The organism is Sulfurimonas indica, assembly GCF_009192995.1.
GTDB lineage: Bacteria > Campylobacterota > Campylobacteria > Campylobacterales > Sulfurimonadaceae > Sulfurimonas > Sulfurimonas indica.
In genome coordinates this window covers 1-13,778 of the sequence record NZ_SDID01000001.1, presented here as the reverse complement: position 1 = coordinate 13,778, position 13,778 = coordinate 1, and the positions used below count along the sequence as shown (strand labels likewise).

The 13,778-nt window shown below is 33.5% G+C and carries 20 protein-coding genes and 1 tRNA gene; 16 read left to right on the top strand and 5 right to left on the bottom strand.

Annotated elements, in window-relative coordinates:
• The first annotated feature begins 69 nt into the window (after positions 1-69).
• Positions 70-528, top strand: a complete 459-nt coding sequence (locus ES948_RS00100) for a hypothetical protein (protein ID WP_152182886.1) — start codon at positions 70-72, stop codon at positions 526-528.
• Between the two features lies 1 nt (position 529).
• On the opposite strand, the gene ES948_RS00095 is transcribed toward ES948_RS00100, so the two are convergent.
• From ES948_RS00095 to ES948_RS00075, 5 genes are all read right to left on the bottom strand, one after another.
• Positions 530-808 carry a YggT family protein gene (locus ES948_RS00095; protein WP_152182885.1) on the bottom strand — a complete coding sequence of 93 codons (279 nt, stop codon included), beginning with the start codon at positions 806-808 and terminating at the stop codon, positions 530-532.
• Positions 805-2,076: a glutamate--tRNA ligase gene (gltX, locus tag ES948_RS00090; RefSeq protein ID WP_152182884.1), complete on the bottom strand. Its 1,272-nt coding sequence runs from the start codon at positions 2,074-2,076 to the stop codon at positions 805-807. The genes ES948_RS00095 and gltX overlap by 4 nt, the downstream gene beginning before the upstream one ends.
• An 84-nt stretch (positions 2,077-2,160) precedes the next feature.
• Positions 2,161-2,235: transfer RNA gene (locus tag ES948_RS00085), tRNA-Glu, on the bottom strand.
• An 89-nt stretch (positions 2,236-2,324) separates the two neighbouring features.
• On the bottom strand, positions 2,325-2,873 hold the full coding sequence (locus ES948_RS00080; RefSeq protein ID WP_152182883.1) for a response regulator transcription factor: 549 nt from the start codon (positions 2,871-2,873) through the stop codon (positions 2,325-2,327).
• Between the two features lie 77 nt (positions 2,874-2,950).
• Positions 2,951-3,154: a hypothetical protein gene (locus ES948_RS00075; protein WP_152182882.1), complete on the bottom strand. Its 204-nt coding sequence runs from the start codon at positions 3,152-3,154 to the stop codon at positions 2,951-2,953.
• A 245-nt stretch (positions 3,155-3,399) separates the two neighbouring features.
• On the opposite strand from ES948_RS00075, the gene ES948_RS00070 reads away from it, so the two are divergent.
• The 15 genes from ES948_RS00070 to ES948_RS00005 all read left to right on the top strand — a co-directional run.
• Complete coding sequence (locus ES948_RS00070) at positions 3,400-4,308, top strand: BRO-N domain-containing protein (RefSeq protein ID WP_152182881.1); 909 nt, start codon at positions 3,400-3,402, stop codon at positions 4,306-4,308.
• Positions 4,309-4,485: a hypothetical protein gene (locus tag ES948_RS10795; protein WP_188109400.1), complete on the top strand. Its 177-nt coding sequence runs from the start codon at positions 4,309-4,311 to the stop codon at positions 4,483-4,485.
• Between the two features lie 13 nt (positions 4,486-4,498).
• Entirely contained in the window at positions 4,499-5,203 is a 705-nt protein-coding gene (locus ES948_RS00065; RefSeq protein ID WP_152182880.1) for an HD domain-containing protein, read from the top strand.
• A complete protein-coding gene (locus ES948_RS00060) occupies positions 5,200-5,742 on the top strand; it encodes a metal-dependent hydrolase (protein WP_152182879.1) in 543 nt (180 codons plus the stop codon). Before ES948_RS00065 ends, ES948_RS00060 begins: the two co-directional genes overlap by 4 nt.
• On the top strand, positions 5,739-5,948 hold the full coding sequence (locus ES948_RS00055; RefSeq protein WP_152182878.1) for a hypothetical protein: 210 nt from the start codon (positions 5,739-5,741) through the stop codon (positions 5,946-5,948). The genes ES948_RS00060 and ES948_RS00055 overlap by 4 nt, the downstream gene beginning before the upstream one ends.
• Positions 5,945-6,835: a hypothetical protein gene (locus ES948_RS00050; RefSeq protein ID WP_152182877.1), complete on the top strand. Its 891-nt coding sequence runs from the start codon at positions 5,945-5,947 to the stop codon at positions 6,833-6,835. Before ES948_RS00055 ends, ES948_RS00050 begins: the two co-directional genes overlap by 4 nt.
• 94 nt (positions 6,836-6,929) lie before the next feature.
• Complete coding sequence (locus ES948_RS00045; RefSeq protein WP_152182876.1) at positions 6,930-7,208, top strand: hypothetical protein; 279 nt, start codon at positions 6,930-6,932, stop codon at positions 7,206-7,208.
• A gap of 44 nt (positions 7,209-7,252) precedes the next feature.
• A complete protein-coding gene (locus tag ES948_RS00040) occupies positions 7,253-7,618 on the top strand; it encodes a hypothetical protein (RefSeq protein WP_152182875.1) in 366 nt (121 codons plus the stop codon).
• Between the two features lie 12 nt (positions 7,619-7,630).
• Entirely contained in the window at positions 7,631-8,236 is a 606-nt protein-coding gene (locus ES948_RS00035) for a TraE/TraK family type IV conjugative transfer system protein (protein WP_152182874.1), read from the top strand.
• Positions 8,217-9,047 carry a TraK domain-containing protein gene (locus ES948_RS00030; protein WP_188109399.1) on the top strand — a complete coding sequence of 277 codons (831 nt, stop codon included), beginning with the start codon at positions 8,217-8,219 and terminating at the stop codon, positions 9,045-9,047. The genes ES948_RS00035 and ES948_RS00030 overlap by 20 nt, the downstream gene beginning before the upstream one ends.
• A gap of 3 nt (positions 9,048-9,050) precedes the next feature.
• On the top strand, positions 9,051-10,649 hold the full coding sequence (locus ES948_RS00025) for a TraB/VirB10 family protein (protein WP_152182872.1): 1,599 nt from the start codon (positions 9,051-9,053) through the stop codon (positions 10,647-10,649).
• On the top strand, positions 10,642-10,872 hold the full coding sequence (locus ES948_RS00020; RefSeq protein WP_152182871.1) for a hypothetical protein: 231 nt from the start codon (positions 10,642-10,644) through the stop codon (positions 10,870-10,872). Before ES948_RS00025 ends, ES948_RS00020 begins: the two co-directional genes overlap by 8 nt.
• Positions 10,865-11,428, top strand: a complete 564-nt coding sequence (locus ES948_RS00015; protein ID WP_152182870.1) for a hypothetical protein — start codon at positions 10,865-10,867, stop codon at positions 11,426-11,428. The genes ES948_RS00020 and ES948_RS00015 overlap by 8 nt, the downstream gene beginning before the upstream one ends.
• Positions 11,418-11,798 (top strand): hypothetical protein, encoded by a 381-nt coding sequence (locus ES948_RS00010; RefSeq protein ID WP_152182869.1) that lies wholly within the window; start codon positions 11,418-11,420, stop codon positions 11,796-11,798. Before ES948_RS00015 ends, ES948_RS00010 begins: the two co-directional genes overlap by 11 nt.
• Positions 11,799-12,029: 231 nt before the next feature.
• A partial coding sequence (locus ES948_RS00005; protein WP_152182868.1) for a conjugal transfer protein TraG N-terminal domain-containing protein occupies positions 12,030-13,778 on the top strand: 1,749 nt, incomplete at its 3' end.

The window sequence follows — 13,778 nt, the reverse complement described above, 5'->3', positions numbered from 1 at the left end:
AAATTTTAAGTTATTATACAAAAGAAGAGTTTAATAAGATATAATTTCATCTAAAATTTAAGGTATATAATGAGAACTTTTTTAGCAACTGTACTATTTATTCTACTATTTATTGGATGTGCTCAAAAAAATGCATTTGAAAAATTTCACTTTACTTCAGTAAAAGAGCTGAGTGAAGACAGTATTCAAACGCTTAAAATTAAAAAGGGCACAAAAGTAGAGGGTGTCATCAATGTTATCCATCTTAATAAAGTACTGCCTGAGATGTATAATCAAAACGAGTATTTTTATGTTTATTATTACATAAAAGATAAAAACGATACCGTTACATTCACGCTTAATGGCAAACCATCTCTGTTACAAGAAGAGCTTGAATCAGAGAATGAATTCTCTTATCTAACATCATTTACTGCACCATGGAGCAAGTACTGTCTGCTTGGATTTCAAAAAGAGGGAAATGTGTTAAATCTGAAAATAGAAACGTCTAAGGCAGCAAATGCTACCTTGCAGTTTGTTAAAGATAAATAATCTAGAGACTTCTTAAAATAGAAGAGAGAATAACAATAAGCACCTGCAGTGCTATGATTATAATAAGTGGTGCAAAATCAAGCCCATTCAAATTTGTTGGAATAAACCTTCTGACAAATGCATAGGCAGGATTAGTCACTCTGTATAAAAACTGGACAATAGGATTAAAAGGGTCCGGATTTACAAAGCTTAGCAGTGCAGCAATAATTATAACCCAAATATATACATTAATCAGTGAGATCACAATCCCACCAATTCCTTGAATAATATCTACTATCATTTTATAATCTCCCTTATATAATTTTTAAGATACTTATAGATATCTGCGATATCTGGACCATCTTCTGCATTAGTAAGTAATATACGAAGTGGTGTAACGAAATTTTTACCTGTAAGTCCGGTCTTTTTTGTGATGTGTTCTTTAAAATCATCATATTCCTCAAAATGAGGTGCTTTTATAATTGCTTCTTTCATAATAGCACCCTGCTTACTAAAAGCTTCTGGTACATCTCTTGGTGTGAATATAGGTGCGATTTTCTCTTTGAGCTCACGTGTCGTTCCCGCTTCTTCCAGGTAGATACGAGCAAGCTCACCAATATCTGCATCAGCAAAACCGACATAGCGTGAAAGCTCTGTAGCATCCATGATCTTCATATGTTCTTTGTTTATATGCTTCAACATATCCATATCAAAGCGAGCAGGGAAGTTTGAAATAGTATCAAGCGTGAACCACTTTTTCGCTTCTTCAAGTGTAAATATCTCACGTGGAGGCTTATTGCCTGTTAATATTAAATAATTTAAAATGGCTTCCGGTAGATATCCTTGTTCTAGTAGCTCTTTCACACTAACTGTATCTTCATCTATTATGGCAGGTAGGTGTGCATACTCTATCTCTTTCTCATAGCCAAGCTGATTTCTAATATGTACCTGTTTTGGAGTATTATTCATATGGTCTTCACTGCGAATAACCATAGAGACATCACTGAGCATATCATCCACTGCACAGGCAAAGTTATATGTAGGTGTTTTATCTTGATTCATAATGATAAAACTGTCAACTGCATCCGGATCAAAACTTATATCACCTTTTATCTTGTCATGAATGACAATAGGCTCATCCGGACGGGCAATTCTTACAGTAAAAGGGGCAGTATTGTCTATTACAAGCTCAGCAGGAAGATTGCGACAAGCATCATCATATCTATATGCCTGTTTTGCTTTCTTTGCCTCTTCACGTTTTTTCTCAAGCCACTCATCAGAACAGAAACATGAGAAAGCTTTTTTTTCATGAAGAAGCTGCAGAGCCATAGCAGAGTGAAAACGAAAATTTTGGCTTTGGTATATTACCTGTGAATACTCAATACCAAAAAGTCCAAGAAGATCTAAAATTTCCTGATCTTTTCCTTCGATATTACTCTTTTTATCAGTATCTTCAATACGGATAACTAAATCTTCTTGACGTTGTTTTGCAATAAGGTAGTTAAATAGGGCAACACGTAAGTCACCAATGTGCATATCAGCAGTAGGACTGGATGCAAATCTAAGCATAAAAATTCCTAAATATTTTTTTGTGATTTTAGCGTATTTTTGATTAATCTAAAGTGTTTGTTTGGATTGTTTTTTAAGAAAAAGTGGTGACCCCTAGGAGACTCGAACTCCTGTAACATGGATGAAAACCATGGATCCTAACCGCTAGACGAAGGGGCCACTTTTATGTGAAAGCTCAACAGTTTTGTTGAGCCGAAATTATATAGATTTTACTCTTAAATAAAGCTAAAATCTATATAAAAATGTGATTATTCGTAAAAACTACGAAGTGCTCTGATGATTACAGCATTTTTAGAGATACTTTCAGCTTTTGCATTGTCGTTTACAGTTTCGTAAAGGTCCAATGGTAAAGAGATAGAGAAAGTTTTTGTCTCTACTTTTTTCTTTTTAGCAATCATTGAAACAACATTATTTAAAAGTTCAATGATTTTCTTTGTGTCGATAGGTTTTTGGATGAAGCTGTTTACACCAACTTCGATTGATTCAGAAATTTTCTCCATATCGTTACTTGCTGAAATTACAATAATAATCTGTGCAGGATTGATCTCACGAATTTTACGTGCTAATTCGATACCATCCATACCGCTCATGATAATATCAACAAAAACAACATCAGGTTTTTTCTCTTCATATATTTTTAAAGCAGTTTCACCGTCAAAGCATGAATCTACATCTGAAAAGAAGTTTTTAAATGTAGAGCTTAAAAGTTCATTTGTCACTTTTTCATCTTCTACAACCATTGCTGTAAGTTTTTTCGTTTGTTCAGTAAGCTGGATTAAATCTACATTGCTACTCATTGTGTTATCCTCTTATTTTAATTTGTGAAATTATACATTATTAATAGTAAATAACGATAACAAAATGAAACAATGATTTATTTTGTTTTAAATTTTTCTAACCATTCTGTATCAGCTTCTCTGTTTTCCTCTTTTTGATTCAATAGAGAGTCTATTATATTTATAAGCGTCTCTTCATCCATGAACTCCAATAAGTTTGGATTTATTGAGGTAGGGCGTACACCATTATAACTGTTAAGAAGGTCTTGGATATCTTTAATTAATTGCTGCTTTCTTTCCATATTGATTTATTCCTTATTCTAAAGTATAGGGTAAGATACATTAAGAGTGGATACGCTTTTTCGTATAGTACATTCATGTTATAAATTCTTATTGGTTAACATAATGTAAATTCTCTTGAAAAATATTTTTACCCTATTAGAATACGCAATTATATCATTAAAATAGCTTCTAAACTTAATAAATATAGTTATTATAAATTTATAAGAAATATTTTATGTTTAATAAAATCCTCAAGGAAAAAAATATGATACCTCAAATATTTAAAAATGAAAATGCGGAAATTCGTGTATTAGGTGATTCGGGTAATCCATTGTTTGTGGTGAAGGATATTTGTGATGCGCTGGGTTATAGTGATGTGTCAATGACCTTGTCGAAATTAGATGATGATGAAAAGCTGACACAAAGAATTTTTTCATCAGGTCAAAATAGAGATATGTCGGTAGTAACAGAATCTGGATTATATTCACTCATCTTGCGTTCCAACAAACCAGAAGCAAAAAAATTTAAAAAATGGGTTACGGGTGAAGTTTTACCGACAATCAGAAAACAAGGCACTTATTCTGTTTCTTCTGAAACAAAAAAAATAGAAATTGTTGAAGATCATATCTTCAAGGCAATTGAAAGATTACAAGAGATTGTGGTAAGTAATATTTTTGATCAAAAGATGGCTATTGATTGCCTTAGTAGCAGTGTTGAACAACTTGTAAAACAGACAGAAGGATTAATTGGTTTTCAAGCCAATATTAAAAGTCTTCCAAAATTCGACAACTATATAGAATCAAATGAAAGACTTTTTAGTGAGATTGAAAACGTAAAACGATTGTTGTGTTATGAAAACCCAACTCTCTATAGAAAAGATGTAGATATGTACACAGAGGATATAGAACTCTTTTTGTCAATCTATGCCCTACTTTCCAATAAAGATAATAAACAAATTACCGTAAACGAAACAATATATTACTACTTTAATATGGAAGATGTGATCAAAGAAGTTAGCAATGATTCTATTGTGCTTATAAAACAAAAAATAGAAAATCTTTTTAAACACGAATTGTTTGAAAAGCTTGTTTTGGAAAACACGAGTTTTGATTATGTGGCCTTGACAGAAAAAGCGTTACGAATAATTACTGAGAATACAACACAGGAGCAATAGATGGAACTTTTAAAAAACGAGATAAAAAAACTTATTTTTTTCGGCATGACATTCTCAATCGAGATTGTGGATTTTACAAAAGTACGAATCAATAAAAACACAACTGATATTTTCATCAAGGGTTCGTCAAATGTTTTAACACTTAGTAACCACAAAGTTCAAATAACAAAAGTTTAGTATAGGATAAAAAGTGAATAAGTTTATTGATATTGCAAACATATACAATCTTTTTTTAAAACTTGAAGAAAGAAGAGCATTGTCGCCCATCATAGAGGATGTTGTTGATGTTCCTTTAATAGAGAATGAAAAAGAGGAGCTATTGGATGTGGTTCAATATATTATAAAGAGAACTCCGTCATTTAAAAAAACCATTAAGAATATTCTCAATTTAATGATTGAGTATGATTTTGCAAATACTCCAAGTGTTGATAAAAATTACGACATCTATCTTAAAAAAACTTTTTCCAATTATGATCTGCTGTATGAAATAGATTTATTTACACACAGTACAAATGTGGCTTACGAAACATTAAAACTTTCAAAACAAGGCAACACTGCCGGAATAAATGTTATGTGTGCCCTACTTCATGATTTTGGCAAATCTCTAGCTGTAAAGCGTTTAGTACACAATTCCGCAAAAATGTCACATGAAAAAATAAGTGCAAAGTTTCTTCAAGATTATCTTTCATCTGAGGCTTTGAATGGAAACAGAGAAATAACAAAAGATGTTGTCGATACAGTGTATCAAACAATCAATGTTCAACACTCGCCAGTGAAAATAAAAAATGATTTTTTAAAAGATTTGATTTTGGCTGATAAGAATGCCAGAACACAGGAAATTATTTATGTGAAGAAATATATAAAACCCGGTTCATCTAAAGAGGAAGAATTGTGACAGCAAAAGGACACATGGCATTAGCAAGTGTTTCTGCACTTGTAATAATTGAGTATTGCTTAGATATAGCATGCAATGATATTGAAACGATAGATTTGATTGCTTTTTATTTTAGTGTAATTTTTGGCTCTCTTGCTCCAGATATTGATGAGAGCGAAAGCTATATAGGAAGAAGGCTTTACGCAATTTCTTTAGTTATGAGTTCTGTTTTTAAACATAGAACATTTACGCACTACCTGTTCGTTCCGATAGCCCTATTTGTGGCTACTTATTTCGTGCAGGATTATTTCACAAAACTTTTCCTATATGGTTTTTCGCTTGGAATATTGATGCATGATTTAGGAGACATGTTGACAAAAGGTGGAATCAATGGTTTTTTCTTTCCGTTTTTTCCAAACACAAAAATAGCAATCTTGCCAAAACAGTTGAGATTTTATACCAATTCTATAGCAGAGCATATTTTTATTGTCTTTTTGCTTTTATTGAATGTGGCAATATCACTGCTGATTGCTAAATCATATGCATTGGAGATATTTTGAAAAAGAGAACCAAGTGTATTGAATATCAAATTTATGAGGCAAATGTTCTTGTGAGTCTTTCTTTGTTTGTGGCGGATTCAATATCGCGGATAGAGAAAAAATATACAAGAAATAAAATAAATGCAACGCAATATATTGCAATAAGAAAAAAATACATTGAGTTAATCAGTGAATTTAAAAACAATTTAGAAGGAATAGAACAATGACACAGGGTGGCAATCCAAACAATAGTATGACCAGCACTGGACAACATGGACAACACGGAAGCTATTCTAACAAAGAAGGAATGGTTAAAGGGGATCCAAGAGGGACTATGACCTCTATTCCTCATGATTACAACCAGACAACCAGGTCACAAGAAGCCGCAAAAGGACATGGTTTTTTCAAAAGGCTTTTTTTTCATTATGACATAAGAGAGATAGAAGCGGAATTGCAATCAATGAAAATTTCCAAAAGTGATTTTGTGGAAAGCACTTACGCTATGTCTGAACTCGGCTTTTTTGATCTGTTTTTTAGACTTATTCCTACGATCAGCACAGGAATAACTTCTATTTTTTTGGCAATCATTATCTATTTAATGATTGCGCCTTTTTCTGTAGTTTTAGGAATTATTGGTTCATTGTTTTTTCTGCAGATTACAGTTTTTCAAGTTGCAAGAATAGTTTACTCTCTTGATAGGCATAAAGTCGGGGAAAAAGAAACAGGACGTTTTATAAAAATTGTAAGAACTGCGTGGCATTTCTATGAATTTATTCTTGGGTCGGTCACAATAGCTTTAGTTTTAGTTTATTTTTCACATGTTGACTGGCAGCAATTAGCAAATGAAATCTTGAGCTATCAATTTAAAATGGGTTTTCTTGAAAAGATGTGGGCCGTTGTCGTATCAAAACCATATTTTATAAGTTTTGTGACGCAATTTGAAACTATCTTTAATGGATTATTGCTACTCTTTTTGCTTTTTTTACTCTCTTACAGTGTTGTGAACTATCTTGTTTACAACAAATACAAGCAAACATATAAAGATAATCTGTTTTCTATGCAAAAAGAGTTTAAAAATCCTGCGGATCTCGCAAGAGAAAAATTTGACTTTTAAAAGGAGCAAAAAGTAATGTATCAAAAACATAACAGATCACCGCCAGATTTTTTTCCTACTCTGTTCATATTTAAAAGATAAAAAAAGGATTCTTATGGTTATAAAAAAAATGGTTCTATTCATGTTGGCTCTTGGAGCTTTGGCTACAAACTCTTTTGCAGCAGGACCAATAGATGCATTCAAAACAACGTTTCTTGATCAATCAACGCAGTTTGCGGTGCCTGTTATTTTGTTTCTTGTTTTAATTGCTGCAGCAATTACATATATGAGAACAAAAGATTGGACAATTTCACTTGTTGTCGGCGGTATTTCTGCTGCTATTATCGGTGGAGCAGCTTCACTTGTTACATCATTTAGTGGATTTGCATTCTAAGTGTTATTTTTCCCTCTCTTTGAGGGAAATAAAGGTTTTTAATAATGGCTAAATATACAAAAGTTAGATTTTTAAAATGGTTCAATAGACCGAGAGTTTTTGTTTCAATTGAAATTGACACAATAGGGATCTTCTTTGCAGTCGGACTGGTTCTGTTTTTTGCATCTTCTTTAACTTCTGTTTTGCCACCGGCACCAGATTTTATTATAAGTATGCTTATTGGTGGTTTTACGGCTTTTTATTACTCAAAGTTTAAAGATGAAGCACCAAAAGGGTTTTTGAAGCACCTTTTGTACACCATGCATATCTACAAGGTAAAAGAAAAAGAATTTAAAGAAGAGGCAAAAAGAATGGATGTGGATGTAGATGACTACTATCCAAATCCAAACGAAAAATTATTTATAGAATAGGAGGAATTTTTAGTGGCTGATAAACTAAAAGGTGAAGAATTTATATCAATTATCGACAAAGACAAAGTTGTTGTCAAATACTTATGGAGAATAGTTGTGATGCTCTCTGTTGCAATTGTTATTTTGTCTTTTGCTTTTATGAGCATTAGGGAAACAACGCGAGTGAATATTGAATTGCCCGCAACGCTAATTTATAAAAATGCCCCAGTTGTTGTAGCCGGCATAGATGGAGCAAATAAAGTTTACTATCGAATGTGGGGAGAGTATGTAATAAAAGAGCTGTCAAATTTTACATATGAAACCATTGGAAAGAAAGTTCAACTACTTAAGAAAATGATGCGCCCTACCCGTTTTGTGGAAAAGAAAAAAGAGATTGATATTTTTACAAATACGTTAAGTAAAAATTTAATGTCACAAAAATTTATTCCGGAAGATACCAATCTTTCAAATGTAATAGAGTCAAAAGGGATTATCCGAAGTGCAACAATTACTGTAAACGGGATTGCGTTTCAAAGTATCAGCAAGGAAAAAAGCAAAAAAGAGTGTAAATACGATGTAGATTTACGTTATGTGAAAGGAGTTTTGTATGTCGAAGATTTTGGCACTGATTGTTTCTAGTTTTGTAGTAGTAGGAATTTTGTCCGCAAAAGATATCCCTATGGTCCAAACAATAGAGATTAAAATACCACTTAAAGAGTTTAGTGTACTTGAATTCCCTTTTGAGGTGAAAGAGAAAAGATTTTCTCCATTTGTCTACAAAAAAAAGATAAAAAAGAAAACTAAAAAATTTAATCCTTTAAAAGAAAAAGTATCTATACCAAATGCAAACCAAGGGACAAACAATAAAAAGTTCTTTTCACTTAATCAATTTAAGAAGAAAAACGGTACAGAAACAAATAAACCAAAAAATAAAGCGTTTGCCTCAACATGGGGTAAAAATTTCGTACAGTTTTATCCATACAAAATAGGTAAAACGCAACTGATCGTGTGGGGATATTCAAAATATCCACTACTTATTACCATCGTAGTTTCTGCGGATAAAAAAGATACAGATACCTATTTGAAATTTGTGGATTATCAAGAAAGAGAAAATAAAAACACCTCCCTAAAAGGTATTTCTCATGAAAAGATATGCAGCAAACTAATCCAGTATCTTTATCACAACAAAACACCATCTGGGTATAAAATTGAAACACACCATCAGGTATATAATTCAAATTCTTTAAAATTTGTTTTAATAAAAACGCTAATAGGCAAAAGATACAGCGCTCTTGAATACAGTGTTGAAAATATATCAGAAAGCACACAGCGTCTCAACGAGCCAATGTTTGCCTCTAAAAACACATACGCAATATCTATAGAAAACAGAGAACTAGAGTCAGGTGAGGCAACAAGAATGTTCGTAATAACTCCAACGGCGACGGAGTAAAAGATGAAAAATAAATTTACTTTTGGCATGGGTGATTTACATTCTTATATTACCGACAATTTAAAAATGAAAAAAAGCGGAGAGACCCTAGAAAAATTAAAAAACAAAAAAGAGAAAGAGGATAAAAAAAATGCCGACGAGGATAAACTTGAGAACCTAACATCTCTCAACACTCAGGCTAAAAATATAGAAAAAAACATCACAAAAAAGACAACATTGGTTCTTATCACTATTCCATTGGTAATCTTTTTTGGCGTAGTTTTTTATAAAACGTACAAAATGTTACAAAAAGACTCTATTCGCATGTCTGCTGTAGAAGATAATAATACGACAAAAATGGGATTAGCAGTCGATACAACATTCCAGTGGAGAGTATTAAAAGACCAGGAGATGAAAGGATTAAAAAAGGATGTTAATGAGTTAAAAACATCTTTGCAGGCTGATATGAATAAAACAGTGACTCTCGTTGAGGAAAAACTGCAAAAAAACACACTTTCAATCACTAAAGAGCTGCAGTCAATGAAAAAAGATTTTTCAAAAACAAAAGATGAAATCATAAACAGGCTTAATATGACCACGCAGCAGCAAAACATGTTGCAGAAAAAAATAAACAGTCAAAAAAAGGATATTTTAGAAATTGTTAAAAAAACTAAATATGTAAACACCGGTGCCAAAAACGGAATCAATCTGCCAGATTTACCGCCTTTGAAGAAAGATTTTACGCACACAAGCTCAAAGGCAAAATCAGCAGTTTTATATAGCAATCAAAAAAAAGAAGATGATGATATTTATGAAGATGCATTTGTGGAAGTAAACAGCGATACGATGGATTATGAGACACAAGAATTCAGTGAATCGACTAAGGATATTAACAATACAGTTGCTATGCCGAGTTTTACACTTATGCCTGGTTTCACAAAAGGATTACTTATTAATGGTGGAGAAATGCCAATCCTTACAGAAGGAGATGATGCTTCCGAAGCGGTACCTATTTATATTCGCATTAACGGGGATGAATTAATTGCCAACGATGCATCTGTCAATATAGACGGCTGTATTATTCTTGCAACAGCCAAAGGCAGTTTAAGTAAAAGGGCTGCAGAGCTTCGTCTTTCTAAAATTTCATGCAACATTACTGATTTGGATGGTAGCAGCTATAAAATTGATCAAAAAATCGCAGGATGGGTGTTTGATGAGAACGGAAATTATGGAATTAAAGGGCGATTGGTTTCAAGAGAAAAAGAAATCATTAAGGCCGGTTTACCTTTGGCAATTGTTGAGAGTATGATTCAATCTCTCTCTATGGCTATTGGCAACTCTAATACAAATGTTGTCATTCCAGTTGGAGATAATCCGGCAGCCGTGAATTCTCAATATATGAGCGGCGGGCTTATTCAAGGCGCAGGCAGAGGAACAAGCGAAGTTTTGAAAAAATTCTCTGATTACTATATGAAAATGCTCAATAGTCTGAATCCAACTATATCTATCAGAGCTGGAAGAAAAGTAACAATAGCCTTCAAAGGTGGAGAAAAGCTTCAACTTAGCAAATATGAGCCAATTGATATGGAGTATTTTAGTGAAAAGGACATAGAGGATGAATAAATTACATATTGCAATAACCACCGCTATATTGACACTAAGTTTTAGCGGCTGTTCATGGATTGGTGTTGGGAAAAATGAAACGTATTGTGCGGAGCACAGTTGCGATTATTCTGATGCGGGAGTATGCGGCAACAGCTATGACGTATATAAAAACTGGAGAGAAGTTCAAAAAAAAGCATATGGAAATTATTCGTGTGCAGCAGAAGGAAATGATAATGAGTAAGAGTTTAAGCAGCATATTGCTAGCCGGTGCAATGATTATCGGCATAAGTGGTTGTAGTTCAAAAGAGAGCGTAAAGCCGAAGCCGAAAACAACAATAGTCAAGTTAAAGCGTCCAAAAGCTTACACATTCAATTATATTCCAATAATAGGCACGCAAACACCAGATGACAAGGTGATTGTAGATATGGGAGTTGTTTTACGCGTGTGGGTTAACAGCTATAAAAACAGAAGTAATACTCTAGTAAGTAGTCATGACCTGTATATTTGGGCAAAAAAACCTGATTTTATTGCAGGCAATGTCTTACCTGCAAAATCAAGAGGATTATTAACTCCTCAGCATAAGATGCCTTTTATGCTGTCCGACAATAGTGTTGACAGAAGCAATTTTAAAGACAATAAAAATATTCGCAATTTTGTCAATTCTGTTTACAAGCAAAAGACAACACCGGTTGCAGCAAAAGAGAATCTACACAAGGCTTCCAAAAATGATATTGCAATTAAAAACTTTATAAAAAAAATAACAAACAAAAAGGAGAACAAAAAGAATGAAAAATAAAATTTTAATAGGCGGTTTAATCATCTTGTCGCTAACCGGTAATGTTTTTGCATCTAGCGAAGATGCAACATTGACAGACATCAAAGAGAGTCTTGTCTATCTTATTGAAAAAAATGATGCTTTGGATAAAAAACTTAATCTTACCAATGGTTCTATGGATGCATCCAAAAAAGAGACAACAAACAATGCTGAAGCTATCAAAAAAAATACTGAAGCCATAGAAAAAATAAAGCAAACTCTTCTTGTGATGCAGGAAAAAATGGATGCCATAGAGAAAAAGATACCTGTATTTGAAAAAACCACCATATCACCCGACAAGTATGATGAAGTCATCAAAAACTTTATTCAAAAAAACACAAAGGGTAAGTAATGACTAAACTCTGTTTAAACAATGTTAAAACAATGAATGTTTTTATTTATATGTTTAACAATTGTTTAAACAATGTTAAAAGTGTAATCAATGCTAAAACAATGTTAAAACAATCATTAAACAATGTTTTAGCATTTAGCATTGTTAAAACTATTGCTAAACAATGTTTAAAGAGTGATTATTTTCTTTTTAAACATTGTTTATTATCTGATTAAAAAAGGAAATTTATTTATGAGAGCGTTATTTGTACTTTTAGTAATATTTATTCTTCCTAGTGTGGCGTTTGCTTCGAACTTTGAAGACCTTACTGGCATCTATGTTCATGGAGACATTGGTTTTATAAAGATGATTATGACTGCTGTACAAAAAGCGGTCACATCCTCAGAATATATCGACCTGGTATATATTGCATCATTTATAGCAGTGATAATGATAGGAATTGAGCTGTGGTATAAAAAAGATTTTATGCAAATAGCGAAATCAGCGGCTGTTCCTTTAACTATTGTCGGATTTTTACATTATACGACAGATGTGCATATTGAAGATGTTCGAATTGTACAAAATATTACCCCTGGAACAAGCACCTATTCTGTAGGCACGGTACCCTCTTTACTTGGTGCCATGTATGGTGCTTCGAGTGCATTTGAACTTGTTGGAACAAATCTTGTTGATGATGCTCTAAATTCCGTAAACGGAACACAAGAGTTTTCAACATCAAAAATTGGTTTTGCGGTGGGGCTTACCAAATTATCTAAAATAATTGAAATTGCATCTGATCAAAATTTTCTGGATAGAAACGAAACAACTTTTGATTTTTCACAATCCTTAAAAACATACGCACTTGAGTGTGTCTTACCCACTGCAACAAGCAATACGATATATAAAATAAAAAGTCCAGATCGTGATTTAATTGATATCATTGACCCAAATGCTCTTGGACTAACAAACAATGACACTCTTGCAGACGGAACGACATGTAGTGATTATTACAACAACAACTTAAAGAATAAAGAATCTGATGTTGCCGATATTCTCAGTGGTCAAGTTGCTAAACAGCTTAATGTGGATTTAGGCAACTTGGCCAATGGACTTAATCAAGTTGGAAGCATATATGTTCAATCCAGCCAGCTTGCAGCAGATGCCTTGGGGATGCAAAAGGGATTTATTGTCAATGCTGCTATGATAGCACCAATTAATGCTGCCATCACCCAAAACAACAACAATCTGCAAACCGGTGTTGACTACGCAAATGCTATTACTGCACAATCTGCAATCCAACAGATTCAAATGGGCGGTGTGGGTGTAGGAAAATGGTTTGCCACTATTGCACCTTATATCTTCCACATTTTAAAAGGCGTGATTTATTTTTACGGAATTTTTGTTCCTGTAATTGCAATCATGTTAGGTTCCGATAAAGGCTCCAAATATATTCTTAGTTACTTTATGAGCCTTATCGGGTTTGCTGCAGTTGGTATCGGTATGGCTGTTTCTAGTGATATAGTGACCTATTTTGCGAGCAAGCATTTTACAGATTTTGTTGCTTCTGTCGGGTGTATTCCAAGTTCCATATCTGCATTGAAACAGTATTATTTGGATATGGCCACCTATACCGGTGTTGCAGGATTTTTGGGTGCTACTATTGCCATGATTGCACCTGGTTTGATTTTAAAAGGGCAAGCAAGCGCTGCAATGTCAGCTATGACATCACTCTCTTCTGCTTATAAGAGCGGTCCTGATGCAGCAATGGATGTTGACACAACAACCAAAGCGAAAGAAGCTGCATATGATAAAGAGATGGAAGAAGTCGCAAAACAAAAACTTGGTAAAGCCGGTTTCTCTCTTAGCGATGCTCCTAGTGGAGTGAGTGCCGGTGATTGGTATCAAAGACTTCAAGACCAGGCATCACGTGCAAATGCAGCCATGGGTGCCCTTAACCAAAGAGACAATATTACGGATGCAGCAGTTGCAGACAGATACAGA